Consider the following 26,256-nt stretch of genomic DNA (forward strand, 5'->3'; position numbering starts at 1 on the left):
ATGAGCGAGCTGCTCCAGGAGCTGGCGATCGCCCTCACCGCGGGGGTGCTGCGCGGCAGCGTCTACGCGTTGGTGGCGCTGGGCATCGTGCTGGTCTACCGCGCGTCCGGGGTCTTCAACTTCGCGCAGGCGGAGTTCGGGACGACCGCGCTGTTCGCGACGTACACCGCCATCGAGCTGTGGGGCTGGGGCTACCCGTCCGGCTTCGCCTTCGGGATGGCGGTCGGCATCGCGATGGGGCTGCTGACGGAGCGGCTGGTGATCCACCCGTTGCGCAACGCCTCCCGGGTCACGCTGCTGGTGGGCACGGCGGGGGTCGCGCTGGCGGCGATCGGGCTGCAGTTCTGGCTCTACAACGAGACGCTGATCATGACGGTCCGCAAGATCCACGACGGCTTCTACGTCACGCCGTGGGGGGCACCGGTCACCGTGCAGTCGGTGATCACGGCGGGTGTGCTCGCGGTGGTCGCCGTCGCCCTGGCGCTCTTCTTCCGCTCGCCCTCGGGCCTGGCGATCCAGGCGGCCCAGCAGGAGCCGGTCGCCTCCGAGCTCATCGGGGTCAGCGTGCGGCGGGTGTCGATGCTGACGTGGGGCATCGCGGCGGCGCTCGGCGCGCTGGCCGGCATCCTCACCGGCCCGATGACCACCTTCACGGCCGCCTTCCTCAGCTTCGGCGCGTACGCCGCCCTGCTGCCGGGCTTCATGGCGGCGGTGCTGGCGGGGATGCGCAGCATGCCGGGGGCCGTCGCCGGTGGCCTGGTGGTGGGCTGCGTGGAGCAGCTGGGCACCCTCAGCGTGCTCGGTGAGGCCGTGCCCGGGGCCGGGGCGGCCATCCTGTTCGTCTTCCTGCTGGGTGTGCTGCTCGTCCGCCCGCACGGGATCTTCGTCGGCCGGGCGGTCGCGGCATGAGCACCCTCGAGCGGCCGCCGGCGAGCGACGACGCGACGACGGTGATCGAGCCGGTCGAGCCGATGACCGAGGAGCTGCCGGCGGTCGACGACGAACCCGCGGTCGAGGAGGGGGCGCACCGTGCGTTCCGTCCCGGCCCGGCCGGCCGGGCCGCCCGAGGGCTGGTGTGGGCGCTGCTGTTGTGGTTCGTGCTGGCCTTCCCGGCGGGCGTGCTCTCGCCGTTCGAGCTGGGCGTGGCCGACGTCGGTGCGGCCACGGAAGCGGTGATCTTCGCGATCATCGCGCTCTCGCTCAACATCCTGCTCGGGTACGCCGGGCAGATCTCCCTGGGCCACCAGGCCTTCGTGGGGCTGGGGGCCTTCACCTCGGCGTACGTCGTGGTCGACCTGCAGCTCAGCTTCTGGTTCGCCCTCGCGGTCGCTGCCGGCATGGGCGCGCTGCAGGCAGGGCTGCTGGGGGCCGTGTCACTGCGGCTCACCGGCCTCTACTTCGCCCTGGTCACGCTGGCCTACGGCAAGTTCGCCGAGGAGACGCTGCTCGGGATCACCGCGCTCACCGGCGGCGAGGGCGGCAAGGAGGCGCCGCGCCCCACCGGGTTCCACGGCGAGGTGAGCTACTACTTCCTGTGCCTCGGCTTCCTGGCCGTGGTGCTCTTCCTCGACTGGCGGCTCACCCGCAGCAAGGCGGGGCGGGCGCTCCAGGCCCTCCGGGAGAACCCGCGGGTCGCCTCCTCCTACGGCATCGACGTCAACGCCTACATCCTGCTGGCCTTCGCCACGTCGGGCCTGTTCGCCGGCATCGCCGGGGCGCTGCTCGCCCACCACGAGGAGGTCATCGTCGGCAGCAAGTTCGACTTCCGGCTGGCCCTGCTCTTCGTGCTCATGACCGTGGTCGGCGGGCTCCGCAGCCGGTCCGGCGTCGTGATCGGGGCGGCGTTCTTCGCCCTGCTCGGCAGCGGCAAGCTGCTGGACCTGCTCGACCAGCCGCTCGGCCTGGTCGGGTTCAGCCTCACCGGCTTCATCGAGGGCACCATCGGGCTGCCGCAGGAGTTCGTCGCGCTCGTGGTCGGGCCGATCCTGCTGCTGCTCACGATCACCCTCTATCCCGGCGGCATCGGCCAGCAGATCGCCCCGGTCCGCGAGTGGCTGCTCGGGCGGCGGTTCGACCCCCACGCGGGGAAGGTCGAGGAGGTCGAGGTGAGCGATGTCCGTGCTTGAGATCGACGACCTGTCCATCCACTTCGGTGGCATCAAGGCGCTGCAACACGTGCGGATGCGCGCCGGCGAGTGGGAGATCGTCGGGATCATCGGCCCCAACGGCGCCGGGAAGACCACGCTCTTCAACTGCATCACCGGGTTCTACGAGCCGACTGTGGGCAGCATCCGCTACCGCGGGCAGGAGATCTCCCGGTTGCCGGTGCACCGGCGCACGGCGCTGGGGATCGGTCGCACGTTCCAGAACGTCGGCCTGGTCAAGAACGCCACGGTCCTCGAGAACCTGTTGACCGCCCAGCACCTCGAGGTCGACTACGGCGCCCTCGGCGGCATGCTCGGGCTGCCGGCCACGTTCGCCGAGGAGCGCCGGCTCTCCGACCGCGGTCACCAGATCCTGGAGCTGATGGACCTGCGGGCGGTCACCGATGCCCGGGTGGCCGACCTGCCCTACGGTGTGCTCAAGCGGGTCGAGATCGCGGCGGTGCTCGCCACCGACCCCGACCTGCTCCTCCTCGACGAGCCCGGCTCGGGCATGGGTCCGGAGGAGGCGCACGTCCTCGGCGACACGCTGCTGGAGATGCGGCGTGAGTTCGGGTTGACGATCGTGATGATCGACCACCACGTGCCACTGGTGACCCGCGTGTCCGACTACGTCTACTGCCTCAACTTCGGCGAGGTGCTCGCCGAGGGGTCCCCGCAGGCCGTGCGGAGCCATCCGGAGGTCGTCCGCGCCTACCTCGGCGACGACGCTGACGTGCCCACCGACCACCACCCGACCGAGGAGCTGGTCTGAGTGGCGATCCTCCAGATCCAGGACCTCGTCGTGGGCTACGGCCGGTTCCCGGTCCTCCACGGCATCGACGTCGCGGTCGAGGAGGGTGAGGTGTGTGTGCTGCTCGGCCTCAACGGGGCCGGCAAGACCACCACCGTCACCAGCGTGGCCGGGCTGCTCCGCCCGACATCGGGCCGCATCGTCTTCGACGGGAAGCCGCTCGGCCGGTCCTCACCCTCGGCCCGCGTCAAGGCCGGCATCTCGCTGTGCCCCGAGGGCCGCCGGGTGTTCCCCCGGCTCACGGTGGCGCAGAACCTCAGGCTCGGTGCCTGGAGCCGACGACGCAGCCACCGTGCCGTGCGCGCGCAGCTGCGGCTCGTGCTCGACCACTTCCCGCGCCTGGAGGAGCGCGAGGACCAGCTCGCCGGCACCCTCTCGGGTGGCGAGCAGCAGATGCTGGCGGTCGGGCGGGCGCTGATGTCCCGCCCCCGGTTGCTGATGATCGACGAGGCCTCCCTCGGGCTCAGCCCCACGCTGGCCCGCACGGTCTGGGAGGCCACCTCCCGGATCGCCCGGGAGGGCACCACCGTGCTGATGGTGGAGCAGAATGCCGGCGCGCTGCCGTTCGCGGACCGCGCGCTGATCATGGAGAAGGGCACCATCTCCCGCGTCGCGGTGGGCGACGAGGTGCAGCAGGTGAACCTCAGGGAGGCCTACCTCGGTGTGTGAGGTGGGACGGACAGGAGAAGGACGATGAGCACCAACAACACCACGGGCCCGACCGGCCGGTTCAGCAACTTCGGCAAGCTGGGAGGCCAGCTCGGCGTCCTGCTGTGCGTGATCGGTTTCGTCGCGCTCTTCCTCGGCTGGAACGGCGCCGCCAGCAAGAACGTGATCATGGCCCAGTTCCCGTTCCTGATCTCGGGCGGCATGGCGGGGCTCGCGATCGTGGTCATCGGCGGCGCCATGCTGGTCGTGCAGAACGCGCGTGAGGACCGGGCCCGGCTCGAGGCGAAGCTGGACCGGCTGATCACGGCGGTCGAGCACAGCGGCGGCGGTGGTCAGGCCGCGCGGCGGCCGGCCTCGGTCGCCGACGGGTCCATGGTCCTCGCCGGGCCCACGTCCTACCACCGCCTCGAGTGCTCCCTGCCCGCCGCACGCGACGAGGCCCACCTGCTCGGCCTCGACGACGCGCTCGCGCGGGGCATCGAGCCCTGCCGCGTCTGCCGGCCGCCGGCGATGGCGCCGCCGGCCTACGCGTGACGTTGCGCCGCCGGCTGGCGTCGGTCGACCCGGCCCCCGCGCTCGGCTGGGCGGCGCTCGCCCTCGTGGTCGGTGTGATGCTGACGGTGACGGCGCTCGGGGCCCGGGGTGGTACCGACCCGACGCCGGGCGCCGTGGCCAGTGCCCGCGACTCCTACGCCGTCGCCGGTCCGGGCCGGTTGCGGGCGCCGGTGCACGAGCCCGCCCTGCTCGTGGTGGCGCGCCGCGACGCGGTGCCCCGCCTCGCGCGGTCGGTGCGTCGCACGAGCGGGGTCGCGACTGTCGAACCCGTCGGCCTGGCCTCCCTGCAGCTGATGGGACGTACCGTCACGGCGGCGGCGGTCCGCCCGGCGTCGTACCGTCGGCTGGCGCCGGCCGGCACCGCCACGGCACAGGAGATCTGGGACGCTGTGGCCAGGGGGGACGCCGCCGTGGCCCATGGCATGGCCGAGGGCCTCGGGCTGGACCTGGGCGGCACGGTGCAGACCGGGACCGGCGGGTCACTGCGCCTCGGTGCCTTCGCCTCGACGGTCCCGGGGATCGACCTGGTGGTGAACCGTCCCCGTGGCCGGCAGCTGGGCCTGCCGCGCGCCAACGCCGTCGTCGCGACGTTGCGGCCGGACGCGGATGCCGCAGCAGCGCTCCGCGACGTACGGCGCCGGCTCGGTCGTGGGACGAGCGTGACCGACGTGACCGGCGACCCGAGCGACGGGCTCCTCGCGGCCACGCTGGTCGGCGGCGGGGTCGCGGACGCGGTGGGATCGTTCTCCTACCGGTGGTTCGCCGACGGCACCGTGGCGCCGGACCCTGCCTGGGTCCGCGCGCACCTCGTCACCGGTGAGGTGCCCATCCTCGGGACCGTCACCTGCCACCGCGTCATGCTGCCCCAGCTGCGCGGAGCCCTTGCAGAGCTCCAGGTGCGCGGTTTGGCGAGGACCATCGACCCGGCGGACTTCGGCGGCTGCTACGCGCCGCGCTTCATCGAGCGCGACCCGTCCCGGGGGCTGTCGCTGCACACCTGGGGGATCGCGGTCGACCTCAACGTCTCGGGCAACCAGGTCGGCACCGTCGGCACCATCGACCCGCGCGTGGTGGAGGTGTTCGACCGCTGGGGCTTCGCTTGGGGCGGCCGCTGGCGGGTGCCCGACCCGATGCACTTCGAGCTCGCCCGGCTCGTCTCGACGCCTGCCGGCCCCTGAGGCCGGGGCCGGTCCCGGCCGGCGTTGCGCACCGGGTGGTTGGCTGGGGCCATGCGCATCCTCTTCACCGGCGGCAGCGGCAAGGCCGGGCGGCACGTGGCGCCCTACCTCGCCGGGCTCGGCCACCAGGTCACCAACGCCGACCTCGTCCCCCTGGGCCACCCGGCCGTGACCGACCTCCGGGTCGACCTCACCGACGCCGGCGAGACCTGGTCGGCGCTGGCGGGGCTGGCGACGATGGACGAGCTCGACCTGCCCGAGAAGCCGTCCTACGACGCGGTCGTCCACTTCGCCGCCGTGCCGCGCATCCTGCTCGCACCCGACACGACGACCTACGCCACCAACGTGCTGAGCACCTACCACGTGCTCGAGGCCGCGACCCGGCTCGGGGTGCGCAAGGTCGTCTTCGCCTCCTCCGAGACCACCTACGGGATCTGCTTCGCCCAGGGCGAGCGGCGGCCCGACTACGTGCCCGTCGACGAGGAGCACCCGACGGTCCCCGAGGACTCCTACGCGATGTCGAAGGTGGCGGGGGAGGTCACGGCCAGGTCCTTCCAGGCCCGCTCCGGCCTCGACGTCTACGGGCTGCGCATCAACAACGTCATCGAGCCCCACGAGTACGCCGAGCTCTTCCCGGCCTACCTGGCCGACCCGGCCCTGCGCCGGCGCAACCTCTTCGCCTACATCGACGTGCGGGACCTCGGCCGGATGGTGGAGCGCTGCCTCGCGGTCGACGGGCTGGGGTACGAGGTGTTCAACGTCGCCAACGCCGACCTGTCGGTCGCGGTGACGGCGCAGGAGGTCCGCGAGCGCTTCTACGAGGGCGTGGAGCAGCGCCGGGAGATGGGGCGCGACGAGACCTTCTACGCCGTCGACAAGGCACGCGAGTTGCTCGGATGGACTCCCGAGCACTCGTGGCGCGAGGTGCTGTCCGCGGGATGACCCCGGGGGGTCCGGGCGGCCCGGGTCAGAGCGCCAGCAGGCCCTCCACGACCTCGACGAGGTCGTCACCGTGGACGTCCGCAGGGAGGAACACGTCGCCCGGCTCGCCCTCCAGGCGTGAGCACCACCCGGCCAGGGCGCCGGCCCGCTTGGCGCCGTGGCAGTCCCACGCGTGCACCGCGACGAGCGCCATCCGCTCGATCGGGCTCGCGAGGGCCGCGGCGGTGTGGTGGTAGACCGCCGGGGCGGGCTTCCACACCCCCACGACGTCGCAGGTCACGACGTGGTCGACGTAGGCGCCCAGGCCGGCCCCGTCCAGGAAGGAACGGGTGTAGGCGGGATCGCCGACGGTCAGGCAGCCGATGGTCACGCCGGCCTCCGAGAGACGTTCCAGCGCCGGTGCCGCGTCGGTGAACGCGGGGACGTTGCCGAACCCCTCCACGACATGGGCGACGGCCTCGTCCGTCATCGACTGGCGTGTCTCCGTACGCAGCGCCTGACGCGCGGTCGCGGTGAAGTCGGCGACGTCGCCGGCGAGCGTCAGGGCCATGGCGTCGCGCTGGAAGCGCATGAAGAACGGCCCGAGCACCTGAGCCGGTTGTCCGACCTCCTCGAGCCGGGCCTCGAGGGGCTCGAGGTCGAGCAGGGTCTCCAGGACGTCGAAGGCCACGGCCTCGACACGTCCGGTCACGGTGAACCACTCCCTCCATCGTGGGTGTCCTCGCCCCAGCATCACCCGTGGCGGGTCCGCAGGACCACCCATGCGGGGCCGCGACGAGGTGGGTGATCCGGGGGAAGCGGCGGCGCCGGAGCGCGACCTAGCGTCGAGGCATGGCCAGCGTCGCCGTCCTCGCGGGGATCACCTCGACGGTGATCTTCGCGGCGGCCGCACTGCCGATGCTCCGCAAGGCCCGCGCGACCCGCGACCTGGACTCCTACAGCCCGGGCAACATCGGGCTGGCCAACGTCGGCAACGCCGTGCACTCGGTCTACGTCCTCCACCTGCCACCAGGTCCGATCTGGGTCCTGCACGGCTTCTACGTCGTCTCCTCGGCGCTGATGCTGGTCTGGTACGTCCGGTACGCCGTCCGGGGGAGGGGCCGGCACGACCGGCACCGCGGCGCCGACCGCGCGGGGACGCGCGAAGGGACCGGGGCGCTGACGCGCCGGGTCGGCTCAGCGCCGTTCGTTGCCGCGGCGGTAGTTGCCCGTCGCGCGGGCGAGGAGCTGCTGCGCGCGATCCGGGTCGGCCTCGGCCAGCTGGGCGGCGAGCCTCGCCGCCGCCCTCCCGCCGACGGTCGCGACCGGCCGCCCACCCCGCGACACCAGGACCGCGCCCGCCTTGGTGACCTGCCACGCGAAGGGGTCGGCGGCCAGGGCGTCGTCACCGGTGGGTCGCGGGCTCACCCGGGGCAGCGTAGGGGCACTCCCGTCGCTGCTTCCGGGGGCTCGAACCATGTAACGCGCAGTTACCCGCACTCCCGCGCTGCTGGAACGGCGCACCAGCGCCGGTAACTGCGCGTTACAAGGAGCAAGCGCCCACCGCTGGACGGTCCCGGTTAACGATCGCTAACCTGTGCGGGTGGCCGAGATGAAGGAGCTCGTCGAGGAGCTGAGGGAGCGGCTGGCGAGGGCGCGGCAGGGCGGCTCGGAGAGCGCCCGCCGCAAGCACACCGACCGCGGCAAGCTGCTGGTGCGCGACCGGGTGGACCGGCTGCTCGACCCCGGCAGCCCGTTCCTGGAGCTCAGCCCGCTGGCGGCGTACGGCATGTACGGCAAGAGTGACGACGACGCGTACGCCGTCCCGAGCGCCGGCGTCGTCACCGGCATCGGCCGTGTGGCCGGCCGGGAGTGCGTGGTCGTCGCCAACGACGCCACCGTCAAGGGCGGCACCTACTATCCGATGACGGTCAAGAAGCACCTGCGGGCGCAGACCGTCGCCTCCGACAACCACCTGCCCTGCCTCTACCTCGTCGACTCGGGCGGCGCGTTCCTGCCGATGCAGGACGAGGTCTTCCCCGACCGGGAGCACTTCGGCCGGATCTTCTTCAACCAGGCCAACCTCTCCGGCCGCGGCATCCCCCAGATCGCCAGCGTCATGGGGTCCTGCACCGCGGGCGGCGCCTACGTGCCGGCGATGTCCGACGAGACGGTCATCGTCAAGGAGCAGGGCACGATCTTCCTGGGCGGCCCGCCCCTGGTGAAGGCCGCCACCGGCGAGGAGGTCACGGCCGAGGAGCTCGGCGGTGGCGACGTGCACGCGCGCACCTCCGGTGTGGTCGACCACCTGGCTCAGGACGACGACCACGCGCTGGCCATCGTCCGGTCGATCGTCGGCACCCTGCCCGAGGCGGCCCACGGCGGCCGCACCCCGGCTGCTCCCGAGGAGCCGGTCGAGGACCCGGCAGGGCTCTACGACGTGGTCCCGACCGACACCCGGACGCCGTACGACGTCCGCGAGGTGATCCGCCGGATCGTGGACGCCAGCCGCTTCCACGAGTTCAAGCAGCTCTACGGCGACACCCTGGTCTGCGGCTTCGCGCGGATCTGGGGCCACGAGGTCGGGATCGTCGCCAACAACGGCATCCTCTTCAGCGAGTCGGCCCTCAAGGGGGCCCACTTCATCCAGCTCTGCAACCAGCGGGGCACCCCGCTCGTGTTCCTCCAGAACATCACCGGCTTCATGGTCGGCAAGGAGTACGAGAACCGCGGCATCGCCCGTGACGGCGCCAAGCTGGTCACCGCGGTGGCCTGCAGCGTGGTGCCCAAGTTCACCGTCGTCATCGGCGGCTCGTTCGGTGCCGGCAACTACGGCATGTGCGGGCGCGCCTACGACCCGCGGTTCCTCTGGATGTGGCCCAACGCCCGGATCTCGGTGATGGGTGGCGAGCAGGCCGCCAACGTGCTCGCCACCGTCGCCGGCCGCGACGACGACGACGAGTTCAAGGCGCCGATCCGGGAGCAGTACGAGACGCAGGGCTCGCCCTACTACGCCTCCGCGCGCCTGTGGGACGACGGCATCATCGACCCGGCCGACACCCGACGGGTCCTCGGGATGGGCCTCGCCGCCGCCGCGCACGCGCCGGTGCCCGATCCCTCCTACGGCATCTTCCGGATGTGAACTCACCCCATGACGTTCTTCGCTCCCCCGCTTCGCTCCTCCGCGAACAACGCCACGGGGGCCCCGATGCCTCGAAGGGCTCACCCATGAAGACACTCCTGATCGCCAACCGTGGCGAGATCGCGCTGCGCGTGATGCGCACCGCCCACCGCCTGGGCATCCGCACCGTCGCGGTCCACACCGACCTCGACGAGCGGGCGCCGCACGTGCACGAGGCCAGCGAGGCGGTACGCGTCCCGAGCTACCTCGACGTCGAGGCCGTGGTGGCCGCGGCTGTCGACAGCGGTGCCGACGCCGTCCACCCCGGCTACGGCTTCCTCTCCGAGCGGGCGGTCTTCGCCGAGGCGCTCGAGGCTGCCGGCATCGCGCTCGTGGGACCGAGCGCGCGGGTGATGGAGCAGATGGGCCGCAAGGACGCCGCCCGCGAGCTCGCCGTCGCCGCCGGCGTCCCGGTGGTGCCGACCGGCGACGACGCGCCGTACCCCGTGCTGGTCAAGGCCGCGGCCGGCGGCGGCGGCAAGGGCATGCGGATCGTCCGCTCCGAGGCCGAGATGGCCGAGGCGGTCGCGGCCGCCAAGCGCGAGGCGCTCGCGGCGTTCGGCGACGACACGATGCTCGTGGAGAAGTACGTCGAGCGCGGCCGGCACATCGAGGTGCAGGTCATCGGCGACGGCCACGGCACCGTGCTCCACCTCCACGAGCGCGACTGCTCGACCCAGCGCCGCCACCAGAAGGTGCTCGAGGAGGCCCCGGCCCCCACGCTGACCGACGAGCAGCGCTCCGCGATCACCACCGCGGCGGTCGACCTCGCCCGCCACGTCGGCTACGTCAACGCCGGCACCGTCGAGTTCCTGCTCGACGACGAGACCGGGGAGTTCTACTTCCTGGAGATGAACACCCGGCTCCAGGTCGAGCACCCCGTCACCGAGATGGTGACCGGCCTCGACCTGGTCGAGCTCCAGCTTCGCGTCGCCGACGGCGAGCCCCTCGGGATCACCCAGGACGACGTCCGCTGCGAGGGCCACGCCATCGAGGCCCGGGTCTACGCCGAGGACTCCTTCGCGGGTTTCCTGCCGCAGGCGGGGACGGCCACCCACGTCCGCTGGCCGGAGTCGGCCCACGTCGAGCTCGCCGACGACGGCGCCCCGGCCAGGCGTCGCTACGCCTCGGCGGAGACGACCGTCCGCGTCGACCACGCTCTGGAGGACGGGCAGGTCGTCTCCACCGGCTTCGACCCGATGCTCGGCAAAGTGATCGTGCACGCGGCCGACCGCGAGACCGCGCGGCGCGGCCTCGTCGACGCGCTCGACCACACCGCGATCCTCGGGCTCACCACCAACACCGGCTTCCTGCGCGCCCTCGTCGCGGGCGACGAGTTCCGCGACGCCAGCATCGACACCGCCTGGCTCGACCGGCACGAGGTCCCGGCGCCCGCGGACGACCACGCCCGGGCCCTGGCCGGCGTCGTGCTGCGACTCGCCCTCGACAGCACCCCGCGCGAGCCCTTCCAGCCCGACGGGTTCCGCATGGGCGGTCCTCGCGGACCACTGTTCGAGCACGGCCGGGACCTGACCCCGCGTGGCGGGTGGTTCGCCAGCCCGCGGTCGGGCGAGGGGCTCCAGCACGTCGCCTTCGGCGGCAGTGACGGCTACGTGCTGCGGCAGCGCCACGGGACCGAGGTCGTCGTCCACGGCCAGCGGTTCGTGCTCGAGGAGCCCGACCCGACCCACGCCGTCGTCGACGGCGACGGCACCCTCACGGCGCCGATGCCCGGCACGGTGATCGACGTGCGCGTCTCCGTCGGCGACACCGTCGCCGAGGGGCAGGTGCTGGGCACCATGGAGGCGATGAAGATGGAGCTCGCCCTCAAGGCGCCCTTCGCGGGCACCGTCACCGAGGTGGGGGCCACCGCAGGGGCCGGCGTGGCGCTGGGCGCGACCCTCTTCGTGGTGGAGGAGACATGAGCCTGCCGATGGTGCAGCCGGCGCCGGGGCTGCCGGACCGGGTGAGGATCTACGAGGTCGGCCCCCGTGACGGCCTGCAGAACGAGAGCGGCCTGGTGCCGGTCGAGGCCAAGGCGGAGTTCATCCGGCGGCTGCTGGCGGCCGGACTGCCGGTGGTCGAGGCCACGAGCTTCGTCCACCCGAAGTGGGTCCCGCAGCTCGCGGACGCCGCCGAGCTGATGGGCCTCCTCGGCGAGGAGGGTCGCGACCTGCCCGTGCTGGTCCCCAACGAACGCGGCCTCGACCGCGCCCTCGAGCTCGGCCTGCGGCACGTGGCGATCTTCGGCTCGGCCACCGAGTCCTTCGCGCAGCGCAACCTCAACCGCAGCCTCGACGAGCAGTTCACGATGTTCGAGCCGACGGTGCGGCGGGCCCGCGACGCGGGGATGGACGTCCGTGCCTATGTCTCGATGTGCTTCGGCGACCCCTGGGAGGGTCCGGTGCCGGTCGAGCAGGTGGTGCAGGTCGGCAAGCGTCTCTTCGACCTGGGTGCCAGCCAGCTCAGCCTCGGCGACACCATCGGCACCGGCACGGCCGGCCACGTGACCGCCCTGCTGGCGGCGTACGTCGAGGCGGGCATGTCGGTCGACCAGCTGGCCATGCACTTCCACGACACCTACGGGCAGGCGCTGGCCAACGCCCACGCGGCGTTGCAGAGCGGAGTGACGACCTTCGACGCCAGCGCCGGCGGCCTCGGTGGCTGCCCCTACGCCCACAGCGCCACCGGCAACCTCGCCACGGAGGACCTGGTGTGGATGCTCGACGGGCTCGGCATCGAGCACGGCGTCGACCTGGCGGCCGCCGTCGAGACCTCGACCTGGATGGCGGGGGTCCTCGGACGGCCCAGCCCGTCCGCGGTCGTGCGCGCGCTGGCACAATCTCCGGCATGACACGCACGGTCTACCTCCACATCGGAGCTCCCAAGACCGGCACCACCTACCTGCAGGACCGCCTCACGCTCAACGCGACGAGCCTGGCCGACCACGACGTCCACTTCCCGACGCGCTCGCCGATGGTGAGCCCCGGGCTCTTCCAGTTCCGGGCAGCGCTCGACCTGCTCGGCCAGGACTGGGGCGGGCCCCGTGGCCACGCGGAGGGCAACTGGGAGGCGCTCGTACGCCGGATCCGGCGGCGCAGCGGCAGCGTGATCGTCAGCCACGAGATCCTGGCGCCCGCCCGTCCCGACGCCGTCGCCCGGGCGATGACCGACCTCCAAGGATCGGACGTGCACGTCGTCTACACCGCCCGCGACCTGGCCCGGCAGCTGCCGGCCGCCTGGCAGGAGAGCATCAAGCAGGGCCGGAAGTGGCGCTTCGCGCGCTTCCTCCAGAAGGCGCGCCAGGGCCGCACCTGGTTCTCCCGGGCCTTCGAGATCCCCTCCGTGCTCGGCACCTGGGGGACCCACGTGCCGCCGGAGAACATCCACCTCGTGACCGTTCCCCAGCGGCGTGCCGCGGCCGGGGAGGACCCGCTGTGGGACCGCTTCTGCGAGGCCACCGGCATCGACCCCGCCTGGGCCCCCGAGCAGAGCCACCGCGCCAACGAGTCCCTCGGGGTGGCCGAGGTCTCGGTGCTGCGCGGCCTCAACAAGCGGCTGGACCGCCAGACCCGCCGCGAGGCCCCGTACGACGCCCTGATCCGCGAGATGCTCGCCGAGCAGGAGCTGGTCGGCCGCGACTCGCGTCGGATCACGTTGCCCCCGGGCGACCGCGACTGGGTCGAGGAGCGGACCGGCCGCTGGCTGGAGTGGGTCGAGCAGTCCGGGATCCACGTCGTCGGCGACGTCGAAGATCTGCGACCCACGTGGCCCGCCGAGGACGAGAAGTGGCACGACCCCGACGGGGTCAAGCCCCGCAAGCGGCTGGCGGTCGCCATGGACGCGCTCGCGGCGATGACCGCCGAGGCCGCCTCCCGACCCGACCCGGAGCGGCACCTCACGGGCAAGCTGCGCAGGAACGCCGATCGGCTGCGGCCACGGTGATCGACGGCACCGCCCGGGCGTGGGGCTGGGTCGCCCACCTGCGCGACGGCGGCACCACCCCGTGGGCCGCCTGGTCCGGCACCGCCGACCCGGGCGGCGAGGTCGTCCCCGGTGCCCAGCAGCTCGAGCTGTTGCGCCGCCTCAACGACGGCGGACGCCCGTCCTCGGCGCTGGTCGACCGGGTGCTGGCCGCCGACCCGCCCCGCCGCAGCCGTCCCGCGCTCCCGCTCCTCGACGGTCACCCTGACCTCGGTCACGGCCCGCGGCCCGTCGACCCGGCCACGCTCGGCGACGTCGAGCTGGCCCGGCTCGCCGGGGTGCTGCTCGCCGGGGACCTGGTCACCCGGACGCCCCCGCCGCCGCCGCGGTCGTGGCGACGGCCCTGGCGGATCCGCTACGAGCTGCTCGGCGACCCCGAGCACGTCGGCGCGCTGCGGCGCCACCTCGCCGCGCGGGGTCGGCCCGAGGGTGGGGTCGGACCGGTCCTCGTCCTCGGCACGGCCACCGACCGGATGCTCGTCGACGTGTGGACAGCCCACTGCTTCCGGCACGGCAGCGTGCCGTGGTCGGACTGGCTCGACCGGCGGGCGAGCCGCGGTGCCCTGCCCTCATCGGTGCAGCTGGCGCGGCTGGCCCGGGTCGCCGCTGACCGCATCACGTCGCGCCGGGTCACCGTCGTCACGGACCCCTCGCGGGCCGCCCGGCTGCTCGGCGTACGCCGCGGGCCGGCCGTGACCCAGCCGGCCGCCGCCGCCGTCGACCTCGGCCGCCGGATCAGCGGCGCGCTGCGTCCGCTCGCCCGCCCGCAGGACCGGGCCCGGCTGGTCACCGGCGTGCTCCGTCCGGCCCTCGCCGACGCCCCGGGGCTCCCGCTGCTGGTGCCCGACCGGCACCGGGCGTGGGTCGCCGACGAGGCGGCGCGACTCCACGACCAGCTCCGCGCCGGTCGCTACCCTGTCCTCGGCGACCCGTCGCTGGTGCTGCCCGTCCAGCGCGCCGGCGTCGAGGAGCCCGACATCGCCGAGTCGCTGGCGCTGGCGCTGCGGATGCTCAGGTCCGAGGAGCTGCGCGAGCCCGTGAAGGAGGAGTCGTGAGCCGCCGGGTCCTGCTCCACGTCGGCACCCCCAAGACCGGCACCAGCCACCTCCAGGACGTGCTGTTCCGCAACCGGGAGAGGCTGAAGGACCAGGGGATCCTCTATGCCGCCGACCGCTTCGACGCCCACTTCCTCGCCGCCCTCGACCTGATGCAGCTCCCGTGGGGTGGCCTGGAGGACGAGGCGGTCGGAGCGTGGGACCGGCTCGCGGAGCGCGTCCGCGACTTCGACGGCACCGCCATCATCAGCCACGAGATCCTCGCCACGGCCTCCCACAACCAGGCGAAGCGGGCGCTGGCCTCGCTCGGCCACCCCGAGGCCGAGGTCCACGTCGTGCTCTCGGTGCGCGACCTGGTCCGGCAGATCCCGGCCGAGTGGCAGGAGAACGTCAAGCACCGCCGCGAGCTGCCCTACGCGCAGTTCCTCGCGCAGATCCGCGACCCGGCCCGGGAGAGCGCCATCGGCGCCTGGTTCTGGGGCGTGCAGGAGGTCCCCAACATCCTCGACCGGTGGGCCGGCGACCTGCCGCCCGAGCGGGTGCACCTGGTCACCGTGCCGCCGGTCGGCGGACGCCGCGAGCTGCTCTGGGAGCGTTTCAGCAGCACCTTCGGCCTCAGCGGCCTCGAGCTCGACGTGGAGGCGGAGCGGGCCAACCCCTCGCTCGGTGCCGCGGAGACGACGCTGGTGCGCCGGATCAACGTCAAGGCCAACAAGATCGTCCCGCCCTCGGCGTACCGGCCCCTGGTGCGTGAGCTGCTGGCCCACCAGACCCTCTCCCACCGCACCGGTTCGCCCCGGCTGACGCTGCCCCCGGCCGACCACGCGTGGGTGGCCGAGCGGCAGGCGGAGTGGACCCGGCTGGTCCGCGAGCGCGGGTACGACGTGGTCGGTGACCTCGACGACCTGGTCGGTCCACCGCCGGTCGTCGAGTGGGCCGATCCCGACCAGCCCGACGAGGCGCTGGTGGCCGACGCGGGTGTCGACGCCGTCGCCGCCTTGCTGGTGGAGAACGCCCGGCTGCTGCGGGCCGAGCACGACCTGAGGGGCGCGCTCGACGCCGCGCACGCCGAGCTGGAGCGTGCCTACCTCAGACCCACCTACCGGTGGCGGGAGAAGACAGTACGCCGACTGCAGGGCGGACGCGTCGGGCGGACGTTGCTGCGCGTCTACCGCGCGGTGCGGGGGAGGAGCTCGCGGTCGGCGTAGCGGCCGACCTTCCACGTCGAGAAGCCGTCGGCGCCCATGCCGACGAGGCCGCCGACCACCGGCACCCGCCGACCCAGGGTCGTGGCCAGCCGCTTGCCGGCGACCTTGGCGACGAGGTCGGAGGTCACCACCGTGGAGACGATGCGGTCGAGCTGCGCGTCGTGCGCCGGCGCGGTGGCCAGGGCCATCGGAGGCGCCGGCAGCTGCTTCTTGCGCACCAGCTCGGTCACCGTGTCCTCACCGAGCAGGCAGACCAGGATCGCGTTGCGGGTGCGGGGGTCGGCGAGGTCGTAGCCGCGCAGGTGCGCGATGCCCGCGATCATCCGGCAGCTGATGAGGGCGAGCCCGCTGATGTTGGCGGGGATGGTCACCGCCGCGGTCACGAGGCCACCGAGGTTGGTGACGAAGCCCTGCGCACCGGCCAGCCGGACGTGGTTCTCGATCACCTCGTGGACCGCGCGCTCCACGTTGCCGTCCTGCTCGGCCAGCTGCTTGTCGGCTGCCTGCGCGGCCGGCGGCAGCGGACCGACGCCCTCGATCGCGCGGTTCAGCGCCTCGCGGACGAACGTCGTGGTCAGCCCGGGAGCCAGCTCGGTCACCCGCGGGGCGAGCCGGCGGGAGATCGATCCCATCGCACCCATGCGGAGATCCTACGGCGGAGCCTGTAGGGCAGGTCCTTGACGCTAGGTTCGGAGCCGTGCCCGCCGTCGAACCACCCCCGTCCCGGTGGTCCTTCCCGCCGGCGGACCGGTGGCCCGACGACGACCTCGTGGCGGTGGGGGCCGACCTCGCCCCCGGCACCCTGCTGACGGCGTACCGGACAGGGCTGTTCCCGATGCCGTTTCCCGGCACCGACCAGCCGGGCTGGTGGAGCCCGGTCGTGCGGGGGGTGCTGCCGCTCCACGGACTGCGGGTCTCCCGGTCGCTGCGGGCGTCGCGGCGCCGCTTCGAGATCCGCGTCGACACCGCCGTCGCCGAGGTGATCGACGCCTGTGCCGACCGTCGTCGGCCCGACGGCTGGATCGACGACAGCATCCGGTCGGCGTACCTGCGCCTGCACGAGCTCGGCTGGGTCCACTCCGTCGAGGCCTGGCACGAGGGACGACTCGCCGGGGGGCTCTACGGGGTCGCGATCGGCGGCCTGTTCGCGGGCGAGTCGATGTTCCACCGGGAACGGGACGCCTCGAAGGTCGCGCTGTGGGCGCTGGTCGAGCTGCTCTCCGACGACCACAGCGGGCAGCGGGTGCTCGACACCCAGTGGCGCACCGACCACCTGGCCAGCCTCGGCGTCGTGGAGATCCCCCGCGCGGACTACCTGGCGCGGCTGGACCGGGCGGTGTCGTTGCCGCCGCCGGCCGGACTGTCCTGACCCCGACGGGGGCGAGCACCTCGGATGCGGGAGAGTGGGCGGACACCACGAGGAAGTGAGGATGCCGATGCGCACCACCAGGTCCCGCGCAGCCGGACTCGTGCTGCTCGCCGGTCTGCTGACCGGCTGCGGCGGTGAGGGCGGCCAGGACGGCCAGGGCGGCCAGGCGGCCCCTGACGACGCGACGCAGGAGGAGTTCTGCGACGCCTATGCCGGGCTGTTCTCCAACTTCGGGGAGATGGACCCGAACGACACCAGCGCCGGGATCCGCGCCTTCCAGGACTGGGCCGAGGAGATGGAGCAGGTCGGGACGCCCGAGGACATCCCTGAGGACGCCCGGCGCGGCTTCGAGGTGATGCTCGACTCGATCGCGGAGATCGACCCCGAGGCGAGCGAGGAGGAGCTCAACCGGCTCGGTGAGGACCTCAGCCCGGGTGACCAGGAGTCCGGCAACGCCTTCGTGACCTGGGCGACCCAGGAGTGCCCTGACGCCATGAAGGGCATGTTCGGAGACCTCGAGGGCCAGCTGGGCGAGCTGGACGAGGGCGAACTGGAGGACCAGCTGAGCGAGCTCGAGGGCCAGCTCACCGAATCGCCCGGCTGAGGCTCAGACCACCCGCGGGGCCTCGCCGTTCTCACTCACCATCGGACGACCGGCGTCCGCCCAGTCGACCATGCCACCCTCGAGGTTCACGGCGTCGTAGCCCTGCTGGTGCAGCCAGTCGACGGCCTGCATCGACCGGCCGCCTATCTTGCACACCACCAGCAGCCGTTGGTCGCGGGGCACCTCGTCGCGGCGGGCGACGAGCTCCATCAGCGGCAGGTGCAGCGCGCCGTCGATGTGGCCGTGGTCCCACTCACCGGGTTCCCGCACGTCGAGGACGGCCAGGCCGTCCGGGAGCGGGTTCGGCAGGTCCTGGACCGTGGTGGACGGGATCTCGGGATGCACGCGTCTCTCACTTCAGCAGTCGTGACATTCGGCGGTCTGCCAGCGGCTTGCCGCCGGTCTGGCAGGTGGGGCAGTACTGCAGGCTCGAGTCCGCGAAGCTGACCTCACGCACGGTGTCGCCGCAGACCGGGCACGCCTCGCCGGTCCGGCCGTGGACCGCGAGGTGCGACTTCTTCTCGCCCTTGAGCTCGCTGGCGGCCAGACCGCGGGACCGGGCGACGGCGTCGCCGATCACGTCACGGATGGCGGTGTGGAGCGTCTGCACCTCCTCGGCCGCGAGGCTCGACGCGGGCTTGAACGGCGACATGCGAGCGGCGTGGAGGACCTCGTCGGAGTAGGCGTTGCCGATCCCGGCGATGGTGCCCTGGTGGCGCAGCACGCCCTTGACCTGTGCGCGGCCGGCGTCCTCGAGGATCCCGGCGAGGGTCTCGACCGTGAACCCGTCCGCCAGCGGGTCGGGACCGAGGGAGGCGATCCCGGGCACGTCGGCGGGGTCGCGCACGACGTACATGGCCAGGCTCTTGCGGGTGCCGGCCTCGGTGACGTCGAGACCGGTGTCGTCGTCGAGCACGACCCGGATCGCCAGCGGCGACTTGTTGCTGGGCTTCGGGGGCAGCGCAGGCACCTCGTCACGCCACCGGACCCACCCGGCGCGCGCCAGGTGGAGGACGAGGTGGAGCCCGCCCACGCCGATGTCGAGGAACTTGCCGTGACGGGTCACGTCGTCGACGAAGCTCCCCTCCAGCGCGTGCACCGGGGGGTCGAAGGTCTTGAGCGCCGAGAACGCGACGACGTGGACCTTCGCGACGGCACGGTCGGTCAGGCGGCCCCCCAGGTCGAGGGCCAGCGCCTCCACCTCGGGCAGCTCCGGCACGGTGCTGAGTCTAGGCGCAGGCCGCGACCCGCCTCGTTACTGTCATGGGTCGGGGACCCCCTTGACCGCACCACCGGTCCGGTGAAAGGTTTTCCGGGTCAGGCAACGTCTAGTTGCTCATTCACCAACGCCGGGCATCTCGGGAGGAAGCCATGCGTCACACCTCGAAGACCCGTCGGCTGGCCGTCGGGCTGGCCGCCCTGCTCGGCACCAGCCTGGTGGCGACGGTGCCCGCCCACACCGCCGCGGCGGAGGACGGCCCCCGGCACGGCCACCAGCGCGACGACGACCACGACGACGACCACGACGACGACCACGACGACGAGCAGGCCGGCGACAGCAAGGATCGCAGGCGCTGGGTCAAGCGCACCGTCCGCTCGATGGATCTGCAGCAACGCGTCGGGCAGCTCTTCATGACCCACGCCTACGGCGAGACCGCCGACACCACCAACCCCGCAGACGTCGCCGCGAACCAGAAGAAGTACGGCGTCGACAACGCGGCCGGGCTGATGGAGAAGTACCAGCTCGGTGGCGTCATCTACTTCGCGTGGTCCAACAACGTCAACAACCCCCAGCAGATCGCGGGCCTGTCCAACGGCGTGCAGGACGCCGCGCTCGCGCAGCCGCCCGAGGTGCCTGCCCTGGTCGGGATCGACCAGGAGGGCGGGATCGTCGCCCGGGTCGGGCCGCCGGCCACCGTCCTGCCCGGCAACATGGCGCTGGGTGCGACCCGCTCCGCGGCCGACGCCCACCGGGCGGCGGAGATCACCGGCCACGAGCTCGACGCGCTCGGCGTCAACTGGAACTTCGCTCCGGTCGCCGACGTCAACGTCAACCCCGCCAACCCCGTCATCGGCGTGCGCTCCTTCAGCGAGGACCCGCGGCTCGCCGCCGAGCTGACCGTCGCCCAGGTGCGGGGCTACACCGGCGCCGGCGTCGCCGGGGCCGCCAAGCACTTCCCGGGCCACGGCGACACCGATGTCGACAGCCACACCGGGATCCCCACCATCGACCACACGCGGCAGGAGTGGGAGCAGCTCGACCGGCCGCCGTTCGAGGCCGCCATCGACGCCGGGGTGAAGGCGATCATGACCGCCCACATCACGGTCCCCTCCCTGGATCCCTCCGGCGACCCGGCCACGCTCTCGCGCCCGATCCTCACCGGCATCCTCCGCGAGGAGATGGGCTTCGACGGCGTCGTCATCACCGACGCCCTCGAGATGGCCGGTGTCCGCGAGAAGTACGGCGACGACCGGGTGCCCGTGCTGGCCCTCAAGGCCGGCGCGGACATGCTGCTGATGCCGCCCGACCTGGAGCTCGCCCGCACGGAGGTGCTCGAGGCGGTCCGGACTCGGGAGCTGAGCCGGAAACGGATCCGCCAGTCCGTCGAGCGGATCCTCGGGCTGAAGTGGGACCTCGGTCTGGTGGCCGACCCCTACACCGACGAGGCGGCGGTGCCGACCAGGGTGGGCACACCGGACCACCTCGCCGACGCGCAGGCGCTCACGGACCGCTCGACCACCCTGGTCAAGAACGACGGCGTGCTGCCCCTGGACCCCGCAGCCGACCGGCGCGTCCTCGTGACCGGCTGGGGAGTGGGCACGACCCAGACCATCGCCGACAAGATGGCCGCGCGGGGTGCCGACACGACCGTGCGCCAGACCGGCACCGCGCCGTCGGACGCCGCGATCGAGGCTGCCGTCACCGAGGCCCGGGCCCACGACGTCACCGTCGTGGTCTCCTACCGGGCCTGGCAGGACGGCTACGCCCAGCAGCGCAAGCTGGTGCGCCGCCTCACCGAGACCGGCAAGCCGGTGGTCGCGGTCGCCGCCCGCGACGCCTACGACATCGCCCACTTCCCGGAGGTGCCGTCCTACGTGGCGACGTACGGGTGGATGGGGGTGTCCCTGGAGTCGCTGGTCCGGGTGCTCTACGGCGAGGTCGACCCCACCGGCCGGCTGCCGGTGACGATCCCCACCGCCGAAGACCCCGACACCACGCTCTACCCCTTCGGGCACGGGCTCGGATACGGAGGCTGAGACATGACCGGCATCAACAGGCGCAACCTGTTCCGTACCGTCGGCGTCTCCGCGGGGGCCGCCACGCTGACCGGCGCCGCGGCCGTGGCCGCCCGGGGGGACGACGACGACCGCGGTCGTCGCGTCCTCACCGGCATCGAGGTGCTGCACCGCGACGACTACCGGCAGGTCCGCGGCGAGCGGGTGGGGCTGATCTCCAACCCCACGGGGACCGTTCCCGACCTGCGACACGAGATCGACCTGATCGCCGAGACCGGCCTGGTCGACCTGGTGGCCGCCTTTGGGCCCGAGCACGGCTTCCGCGGCTCCTCCCAGGCCGGCGGCTCGGAGGGTGACTACACCGACCCGCGGACCGGGGTGCCCGTCTACGACACCTACGGCAAGGGCCCCGACAAGATCGCCGACTACTTCCGTGACTCGGGGGTCGAGACGGTGCTCTTCGACATCCAGGACGTCGGCGCCCGGTTCTACACCTACATCTGGACCATGTACGACTGCATGGTGGCTGCAGCCCGCACGGGGGTGAGGTTCGTGGTGCTCGACCGGCCCAACCCCATCAGCGGCGTGGCGGCGTACGGCCCGGTCATGCACCCCGAGCACGCCAGCTTCGTGGGCCGCAAGGCGATCTCGCAGCAGCACGGGATGACGGTGGCCGAGCTCGCCGGGCTGTTCAACGCCGAGTTCGTGCCCGCCGACGCCGGTGGTCCGGCCGAGCTCGACGTCGTCCGGATGAAGGGCTGGCGGCGCGACCTCTACCACGAGCAGACGGGCCAGACCTTCGTCATGCCCTCGCCCAACATGCCCCGGGTCGAGACCGCGGTGGTCTACCCCGGGACCTGCCTGTTCGAGGCGACGAACCTGTCCGAGGGCCGCGGGACGACCCGACCGTTCGAGCTGATCGGCGCCCCCTACCTCGACCACGCGTGGGCGGACGCCCTGCGGTCGCAGGAGCTGCCGGGGGTGGAGTTCCGCGAGGCCTACTTCACGCCCGTCTACTCCAAGCACCAGTGGAAGCCCTGCGCGGGCGTGCAGCTCCACGTCACCGACCGCCGGGACTTCGACGCCATCCGGACGGCGATCGCGATGATCATCAGCGCCAAGCGGGTGGCGCCCGAGTTCGCGTGGCGGGAGAGCAAGGCGCCGTACTGGATCGACCGGCTCACCGGCACCGACCAGGTGCGCCGCGACATCGACGCCGGAGCCGGTGTCGACGACGTGGTCGCCGGCTGGCAGCAGGACCTGCGGTCCTTCCGCCGGCTGCGCGCACAGCACCTGATCTACCGGTCGGGCGACCGGTGAGGAGGACGCTGCTCGCCGTCGTCTCGACCCTCGGCCTCGTGGCCGCGACGGGGGCGGCGGCCACGGGAGCGCGTCCGCAGGAGCCGGGGCCGGAGCGGTCGGAGCGCCCGGCACTGGCCGGCACGCTCACGACGTCGGCGGCCACGGCGGCCGCCGACGACGAGGACCGCCCACCTCACCACCGGCTGCGCCACGGGAGCCCGCGCGAGGCCGACCTGGTTCCCCGCCACCTCGACCAGGTGGGCACCAGCCTGCGCCGCTTCCTGGAGCCCTCGCCCGACCACCCGCTCTATGCCGGCGGCGTGGTCCTCGCCGCGCGGCACGGGGTGGTCGCGGTGCACGAGGCGGCGGGGGACGCGGTCCGCTACACCGACCGCGACACCGAGCTGCCGCCGCAGGACCGGGTCGCAGCGCGACGCGACACGATCTACGACCTCGCCTCGGTCACCAAGACGTTCACGACGATCGCGGTGATGCAGCAGGTCGAGTCGGGGGCTGTCGACCTCGACGAGCCGGTGGCGACGTACCTGCCGGACTTCGCGGCCGAGGGCAAGGCCTCGGTGACCGTGCGCCACCTGCTCACCCACACCGGCGGCCTGCCGGCCTGGGTGCCGCTCTACCGCCGCCACGACACGGTCGCGGAGCGCCGGGCCGCGGTGCTCGCGGCGAAGCCGACCGCGCCCCCGGGCACGGCCTACGTCTACTCCGACCTCGGCATGATCACCCTCGGCATGCTCGTCGAGGAGGTCACCGGCCGGGGCCTGGACGCGGTGGTCGCCGACGGCATCACGCGGCCGCTGGGGATGACGGACACCATGTTCGACCCGCCGGAGTCGCTGCGGCACCGGATCGCGGCGACGGAGGAGCAGCCCTGGGCGGGCCGACCGATGATCCGCGGCGAGGTGCACGACGAGAACGCGTGGTCCCTCGGCGGGGTCGCCGGGCACGCGGGGCTGTTCTCCACCGCCCACGACCTGGCGCTGCTGGCCCAGACGCTGCTCAACGGGGGCCGCCACGGCCGGGCCCGGATCCTCGAGGAGGAGACCGTCGAGGCGATGCTGACCGACGAGAACACCGAGTTCCCGGGGGACAGCCACGGCCTGGGGTTCGAGCTCGACCAACGCTGGTACATGGACGCGATGAGCTCGCCCTCGACGTTCGGGCACACCGGCTTCACCGGGACCTCGCTCGTCATCGACCCGGTCGCTGACACCTTCGTCGTCCTGCTCACCAACCGGGTGCACCCGACACGCGACCGGGGCAGCAACAACCCGGCACGTCGCGCCGTCGCCCAGGGCGTGGCCCGCGCGGTCGCCGTGTCCCCGCGCCACGGTCGCACGGCCTGGTTCTCCGGCCTCGGCGACGCACGCACCGCCACGCTGACGACCACGGTGGATCCCGAGGGTGCCCGGCGGATGGCCGTCGGGTTCGACCTCTGGTACGACACGGAGGCGGGCCGCGACGTCGCCCGCCTGGAGCTCTCCGACGACGGGGGCGAGACCTGGCGCGCCGTACCCTTCCACCTGTGGAGCGGCGGGTCGGTCACCCCGACCGACGGCGAGGTGTCCGGCTACGGTGGCCGGGTGTGGCACCACGCGGTCGCGCTGGTCGACGTCACCGACGGCGAGCAGCGGCTGCGGTGGACCTACACCACGGACAGTCGCTACCAGGGCCGCGGTGTCTACGTCGACGGGGTCCGGGTGATGGGGCCCGACGGCGAACGGCTCGACAGCACGGGGTTCTCGGCCGACGGCTGGAGCCCCTCGCGTGACTGAGTCGACCACCGTCCGGATCCGGTCCCTGATGCCGGCGCTCGCGCCGGCCGAGCGACGTGTGGCGCAGCGCGTGTGCGAGGACCCCTCGGTGGTGGCGGCCTCGACGATCAGCGCCCTCGCGGCGGAGTGCGGGACGTCGGAGACCACCGTCACCCGGTTCTGCCGGGCCGTCGGGTTCACCGGCTACCCCGCGCTGCGGCTCGCCCTCGCCACCGAGCTCGGGCGCGCCGAGGGCTTCGGCGCCCGGACCGTGGGTGGCGACATCGGGCCCGGCGACAGCCTCGACGAGGTGGTCGAGAAGGTCGCCTGGGCCGACGCGCGGGCCGTGGAGGAGACCGCGGAGCAGCTCGACGTCTCGACGCTGCGGGCGGTGGTGGCGGCGATCGCCGCTGCGCCGCGGGTGGACATCTACGGCGTCGGTGCCAGCGCCTTCGTCGCGCTCGACCTGCAGCAGAAGCTGCACCGCATCGGGCGGGTGGTGTTCGCGTGGGCCGACCCCCACGTGGCGGTGACCAGTGCGGCGCTGCTCGGCCCCGGCGACGTTGCGATCGGGCTCTCCCACAGCGGCGTCACCCAGGACACGGTCGACGCGCTGGCGCGGGCGGGTGCGAACGGCGCCACCTCGATCGCCATCACCAACTTCCCCCGGTCGCCGCTGGCCGACCTCGCCGACCACGTGCTGACCACGGCCGCGCGCGAGACCACCTTCCGGTCGGGGGCCACGGCGAGCCGGCTCGCCCAGCTGACCGTCGTCGACTGCGTCTTCGTCGGGGTTGCCCAGCAGACCTACGAGACCTCCCAGCAGCTGCTGGAGGCGACCCACGAGGCGGTCGCCACGTGGCGGCAGGCGCGCCGTCCCCCGCGTTCCCGCTGAGCGCGTCGCGCCCCGGGACAGGGTCTGGGTCGGCCCTGGTCGCGCTGGTGGCACGGGTGGTACGAGGCGCAACGCGCCGCCGGCAATCTAGGGAGACCGCTAGACACGCCGATACCGTCGGATCGTGGACCCGATCCGGAACCCCTACGCCCCCGGCGCGGGGCAGCGCCCGCCCGAGCTCGCCGGGCGCGACGAACAGCTGCGCGCCTTCGACGTGGTGCTCGAGCGGGTCGCCGCGGGCCGTCCGGAGCGGTCGCTGGTGCTGACCGGGCTGCGGGGCGTCGGCAAGACGGTGCTCCTCAACGCGCTCCGCTCCGCCGCCGTACGCCGGCAGTGGGGCACCGGCAAGCTCGAGGCGCGCCCCGACCAGTCGCTGCGACGCCCGCTGGCCTCCGCCCTCCACCAGGCGGTGCGCGAGCTCGGCCACCCCGACGTGGAATCGGTCTCCCACGTCCTCGGCGTGGTCCGGTCCTTCGCCCAGCGCGAGGCCGGCGCCGGTGCCAGGCTGCGCGAGCAGTGGAACCCCGGCATCGACGCGCCCGCGGTCAAGGGGCGGGCCGACTCCGGCGACGTCGAGATCGACCTGGTCGAGCTCTTCACCGACCTCGGCGGGTTGGCAGCCGACGTCGGCAAGGGCATCGCCGTCTTCATCGACGAGATGCAGGACCTCGGGCCCGACGACGTCTCCGCCCTCTGCGCCGCCTGCCACGAGATCAGCCAGTCGGGGCTCCCGGTCATCGTCGTGGGTGCGGGCCTGCCGCACCTGCCAGCCGTGCTCAGCGCCAGCAAGTCCTACTCCGAGCGGCTCTTCCGCTACCAGCGGATCGACCGACTGCCGCGCGACGCCGCCGACCGGGCGCTGGCGGCGCCGGCGGCCGACGAGGAGGCGGCCTACGACGAGGCGGCGCTGAGCGCCATGTACGTCGCCACCGGTGGCTACCCCTACTTCATCCAGGCCTACGGCAAGGCGGTGTGGGACCAGGCACCCCGCTCGCCCATCACTGCCGCCGACGTCGCGGTCGCCGCCCCCGAGGCCGAGGGCGAGCTCGCCGTCGGCTTCTTCGGCTCCCGCTTCGAGCGGGCCACGCCGGGGGAGCGTGACTACCTGCGCGCCATGGCGGACGTGGCCCACAAGCTCGCCGAGAGCGGCGAGGACGTCCTCGACGACGTCGAGAGCGTGCCCACCGCCGACGTCGCCGCCGTGCTCGGCAAGAAGCCGCAGTCACTCTCACCCGCCCGCGACGCCCTGCTCAAGAAGGGGCTGATCTACGCCTCCGAGCGCGGCCGCATCGCCTTCACCGTCCCCCACTTCGGCCGCTACCTCCGCGAGCACGCCTGACGCGGCCACGACTGCGCGCAGTCCCTACGATG

25 protein-coding genes are annotated in these 26,256 nt (G+C 73.1%); 21 read left to right on the plus strand and 4 right to left on the minus strand.

What is annotated here, in order from left to right:
* Genes K6T13_RS00440 through K6T13_RS00470 form a run of 7 tightly spaced genes read left to right on the plus strand, consistent with a single transcriptional unit; the run spans position 1 to position 6,299 of the window.
* Positions 1-909 carry a branched-chain amino acid ABC transporter permease gene (locus K6T13_RS00440; protein ID WP_222895846.1) on the plus strand — a complete coding sequence of 303 codons (909 nt, stop codon included), beginning with the start codon at positions 1-3 and terminating at the stop codon, positions 907-909.
* Positions 906-2,126, plus strand: a complete 1,221-nt coding sequence (locus tag K6T13_RS00445; RefSeq protein ID WP_222895848.1) for a branched-chain amino acid ABC transporter permease — start codon at positions 906-908, stop codon at positions 2,124-2,126. The genes K6T13_RS00440 and K6T13_RS00445 overlap by 4 nt, the downstream gene beginning before the upstream one ends.
* Complete coding sequence (locus tag K6T13_RS00450) at positions 2,113-2,916, plus strand: ABC transporter ATP-binding protein (protein ID WP_222898070.1); 804 nt, start codon at positions 2,113-2,115, stop codon at positions 2,914-2,916. The genes K6T13_RS00445 and K6T13_RS00450 overlap by 14 nt, the downstream gene beginning before the upstream one ends.
* Complete coding sequence (locus tag K6T13_RS00455; protein ID WP_222895850.1) at positions 2,917-3,624, plus strand: ABC transporter ATP-binding protein; 708 nt, start codon at positions 2,917-2,919, stop codon at positions 3,622-3,624.
* A 24-nt stretch (positions 3,625-3,648) separates the two neighbouring features.
* Positions 3,649-4,158, plus strand: a complete 510-nt coding sequence (locus K6T13_RS00460; protein WP_222895852.1) for a hypothetical protein — start codon at positions 3,649-3,651, stop codon at positions 4,156-4,158.
* Positions 4,155-5,357: a M15 family metallopeptidase gene (locus K6T13_RS00465; RefSeq protein ID WP_222895854.1), complete on the plus strand. Its 1,203-nt coding sequence runs from the start codon at positions 4,155-4,157 to the stop codon at positions 5,355-5,357. Before K6T13_RS00460 ends, K6T13_RS00465 begins: the two co-directional genes overlap by 4 nt.
* 51 nt (positions 5,358-5,408) lie before the next feature.
* A complete protein-coding gene (locus K6T13_RS00470) occupies positions 5,409-6,299 on the plus strand; it encodes an NAD-dependent epimerase/dehydratase family protein (protein ID WP_222895856.1) in 891 nt (296 codons plus the stop codon).
* Between the two features lie 25 nt (positions 6,300-6,324).
* Here the strand turns inward: K6T13_RS00470 and K6T13_RS00475 are convergent, their stop codons facing one another.
* Positions 6,325-6,990 carry an HAD-IA family hydrolase gene (locus K6T13_RS00475; protein ID WP_222895858.1) on the minus strand — a complete coding sequence of 222 codons (666 nt, stop codon included), beginning with the start codon at positions 6,988-6,990 and terminating at the stop codon, positions 6,325-6,327.
* A 140-nt stretch (positions 6,991-7,130) separates the two neighbouring features.
* On the opposite strand from K6T13_RS00475, the gene K6T13_RS00480 reads away from it, so the two are divergent.
* The 7 genes from K6T13_RS00480 to K6T13_RS00510 all read left to right on the plus strand — a co-directional run bounded on the left by K6T13_RS00480 (position 7,131) and on the right by K6T13_RS00510 (position 15,706).
* A complete protein-coding gene (locus tag K6T13_RS00480; RefSeq protein WP_222895860.1) occupies positions 7,131-7,814 on the plus strand; it encodes a hypothetical protein in 684 nt (227 codons plus the stop codon).
* A gap of 76 nt (positions 7,815-7,890) precedes the next feature.
* A complete protein-coding gene (locus K6T13_RS00485) occupies positions 7,891-9,420 on the plus strand; it encodes a carboxyl transferase domain-containing protein (RefSeq protein WP_222898071.1) in 1,530 nt (509 codons plus the stop codon).
* Between the two features lie 86 nt (positions 9,421-9,506).
* A complete protein-coding gene (locus K6T13_RS00490) occupies positions 9,507-11,384 on the plus strand; it encodes an acetyl/propionyl/methylcrotonyl-CoA carboxylase subunit alpha (RefSeq protein WP_222895861.1) in 1,878 nt (625 codons plus the stop codon).
* On the plus strand, positions 11,381-12,313 hold the full coding sequence (locus tag K6T13_RS00495) for a hydroxymethylglutaryl-CoA lyase (protein ID WP_222895863.1): 933 nt from the start codon (positions 11,381-11,383) through the stop codon (positions 12,311-12,313). Before K6T13_RS00490 ends, K6T13_RS00495 begins: the two co-directional genes overlap by 4 nt.
* Positions 12,310-13,404, plus strand: a complete 1,095-nt coding sequence (locus tag K6T13_RS00500) for a hypothetical protein (protein WP_222895865.1) — start codon at positions 12,310-12,312, stop codon at positions 13,402-13,404. The genes K6T13_RS00495 and K6T13_RS00500 overlap by 4 nt, the downstream gene beginning before the upstream one ends.
* Positions 13,401-14,498, plus strand: coding sequence for a hypothetical protein (locus tag K6T13_RS00505; RefSeq protein WP_222895868.1), 1,098 nt, complete (start codon positions 13,401-13,403; stop codon positions 14,496-14,498). The genes K6T13_RS00500 and K6T13_RS00505 overlap by 4 nt, the downstream gene beginning before the upstream one ends.
* Positions 14,495-15,706 (plus strand): hypothetical protein, encoded by a 1,212-nt coding sequence (locus K6T13_RS00510; RefSeq protein ID WP_222895870.1) that lies wholly within the window; start codon positions 14,495-14,497, stop codon positions 15,704-15,706. Before K6T13_RS00505 ends, K6T13_RS00510 begins: the two co-directional genes overlap by 4 nt.
* On the opposite strand, the gene K6T13_RS00515 is transcribed toward K6T13_RS00510, so the two are convergent.
* On the minus strand, positions 15,667-16,347 hold the full coding sequence (locus K6T13_RS00515) for an EcsC family protein (RefSeq protein ID WP_249423865.1): 681 nt from the start codon (positions 16,345-16,347) through the stop codon (positions 15,667-15,669). The two genes, K6T13_RS00510 and K6T13_RS00515, sit on opposite strands and share 40 nt — an antisense overlap.
* Before the next feature lie 56 nt (positions 16,348-16,403).
* Between K6T13_RS00515 and aat the strand changes: the two genes are divergently transcribed.
* Both aat and K6T13_RS00525 read left to right on the plus strand, forming a co-directional pair.
* Positions 16,404-17,075 (plus strand): leucyl/phenylalanyl-tRNA--protein transferase, encoded by a 672-nt coding sequence (aat, locus tag K6T13_RS00520; protein ID WP_249423866.1) that lies wholly within the window; start codon positions 16,404-16,406, stop codon positions 17,073-17,075.
* 67 nt (positions 17,076-17,142) lie between these two features.
* Positions 17,143-17,679 carry a hypothetical protein gene (locus K6T13_RS00525; protein ID WP_222895873.1) on the plus strand — a complete coding sequence of 179 codons (537 nt, stop codon included), beginning with the start codon at positions 17,143-17,145 and terminating at the stop codon, positions 17,677-17,679.
* Between the two features lie 3 nt (positions 17,680-17,682).
* Here K6T13_RS00525 and K6T13_RS00530 read toward each other — a convergent pair whose 3' ends face one another.
* Positions 17,683-18,024, minus strand: coding sequence for a rhodanese-like domain-containing protein (locus K6T13_RS00530; RefSeq protein WP_222895876.1), 342 nt, complete (start codon positions 18,022-18,024; stop codon positions 17,683-17,685).
* Positions 18,025-18,031: 7 nt separating this feature from the next.
* On the minus strand, positions 18,032-18,898 hold the full coding sequence (locus K6T13_RS00535) for an Fpg/Nei family DNA glycosylase (RefSeq protein WP_222895878.1): 867 nt from the start codon (positions 18,896-18,898) through the stop codon (positions 18,032-18,034).
* 152 nt (positions 18,899-19,050) lie between these two features.
* Between K6T13_RS00535 and K6T13_RS00540 the strand changes: the two genes are divergently transcribed.
* The 5 genes from K6T13_RS00540 (at position 19,051) to K6T13_RS00560 (ending at position 26,224) form a co-directional block, all read left to right on the plus strand.
* Complete coding sequence (locus K6T13_RS00540; protein ID WP_249423867.1) at positions 19,051-20,937, plus strand: glycoside hydrolase family 3 protein; 1,887 nt, start codon at positions 19,051-19,053, stop codon at positions 20,935-20,937.
* A gap of 3 nt (positions 20,938-20,940) precedes the next feature.
* On the plus strand, positions 20,941-22,236 hold the full coding sequence (locus K6T13_RS00545) for an exo-beta-N-acetylmuramidase NamZ family protein (protein ID WP_222895880.1): 1,296 nt from the start codon (positions 20,941-20,943) through the stop codon (positions 22,234-22,236).
* Complete coding sequence (locus K6T13_RS00550) at positions 22,233-24,011, plus strand: serine hydrolase domain-containing protein (RefSeq protein WP_222895882.1); 1,779 nt, start codon at positions 22,233-22,235, stop codon at positions 24,009-24,011. Before K6T13_RS00545 ends, K6T13_RS00550 begins: the two co-directional genes overlap by 4 nt.
* Positions 24,004-24,885, plus strand: a complete 882-nt coding sequence (locus K6T13_RS00555; protein WP_249423868.1) for a MurR/RpiR family transcriptional regulator — start codon at positions 24,004-24,006, stop codon at positions 24,883-24,885. Before K6T13_RS00550 ends, K6T13_RS00555 begins: the two co-directional genes overlap by 8 nt.
* A gap of 124 nt (positions 24,886-25,009) precedes the next feature.
* Entirely contained in the window at positions 25,010-26,224 is a 1,215-nt protein-coding gene (locus K6T13_RS00560; protein WP_222895884.1) for an ATP-binding protein, read from the plus strand.
* Positions 26,225-26,256: the final 32 nt, after the last annotated feature.

It is taken from the genome of Nocardioides coralli (genome assembly GCF_019880385.1).
In the GTDB taxonomy this organism is placed as follows: Bacteria; Actinomycetota; Actinomycetes; order Propionibacteriales; family Nocardioidaceae; genus Nocardioides; species Nocardioides coralli.

Bases quoted from the DNA above. Each gene is read 5' to 3' on its own strand.
- K6T13_RS00440 (WP_222895846.1), top strand. From the start codon at position 1: ATGAGCGAGCTGCTCCAGGAGCTGGCGATCGCCCTCACCGCGGGGGTG.
- K6T13_RS00445 (WP_222895848.1), top strand. From the start codon at position 906: ATGAGCACCCTCGAGCGGCCGCCGGCGAGCGACGACGCGACGACGGTG.
- K6T13_RS00450 (WP_222898070.1), top strand. From the start codon at position 2,113: ATGTCCGTGCTTGAGATCGACGACCTGTCCATCCACTTCGGTGGCATC.
- K6T13_RS00460 (WP_222895852.1), top strand. From the start codon at position 3,649: ATGAGCACCAACAACACCACGGGCCCGACCGGCCGGTTCAGCAACTTC.
- K6T13_RS00470 (WP_222895856.1), top strand. From the start codon at position 5,409: ATGCGCATCCTCTTCACCGGCGGCAGCGGCAAGGCCGGGCGGCACGTG.
- K6T13_RS00480 (WP_222895860.1), top strand. From the start codon at position 7,131: ATGGCCAGCGTCGCCGTCCTCGCGGGGATCACCTCGACGGTGATCTTC.
- K6T13_RS00485 (WP_222898071.1), top strand. From the start codon at position 7,891: ATGAAGGAGCTCGTCGAGGAGCTGAGGGAGCGGCTGGCGAGGGCGCGG.
- K6T13_RS00490 (WP_222895861.1), top strand. From the start codon at position 9,507: ATGAAGACACTCCTGATCGCCAACCGTGGCGAGATCGCGCTGCGCGTG.
- K6T13_RS00495 (WP_222895863.1), top strand. From the start codon at position 11,381: ATGAGCCTGCCGATGGTGCAGCCGGCGCCGGGGCTGCCGGACCGGGTG.
- K6T13_RS00500 (WP_222895865.1), top strand. From the start codon at position 12,310: ATGACACGCACGGTCTACCTCCACATCGGAGCTCCCAAGACCGGCACC.
- K6T13_RS00515 (WP_249423865.1), bottom strand. From the start codon at position 16,347: ATGGGTGCGATGGGATCGATCTCCCGCCGGCTCGCCCCGCGGGTGACC.
- K6T13_RS00525 (WP_222895873.1), top strand. From the start codon at position 17,143: ATGCGCACCACCAGGTCCCGCGCAGCCGGACTCGTGCTGCTCGCCGGT.
- K6T13_RS00540 (WP_249423867.1), top strand. From the start codon at position 19,051: ATGCGTCACACCTCGAAGACCCGTCGGCTGGCCGTCGGGCTGGCCGCC.
- K6T13_RS00545 (WP_222895880.1), top strand. From the start codon at position 20,941: ATGACCGGCATCAACAGGCGCAACCTGTTCCGTACCGTCGGCGTCTCC.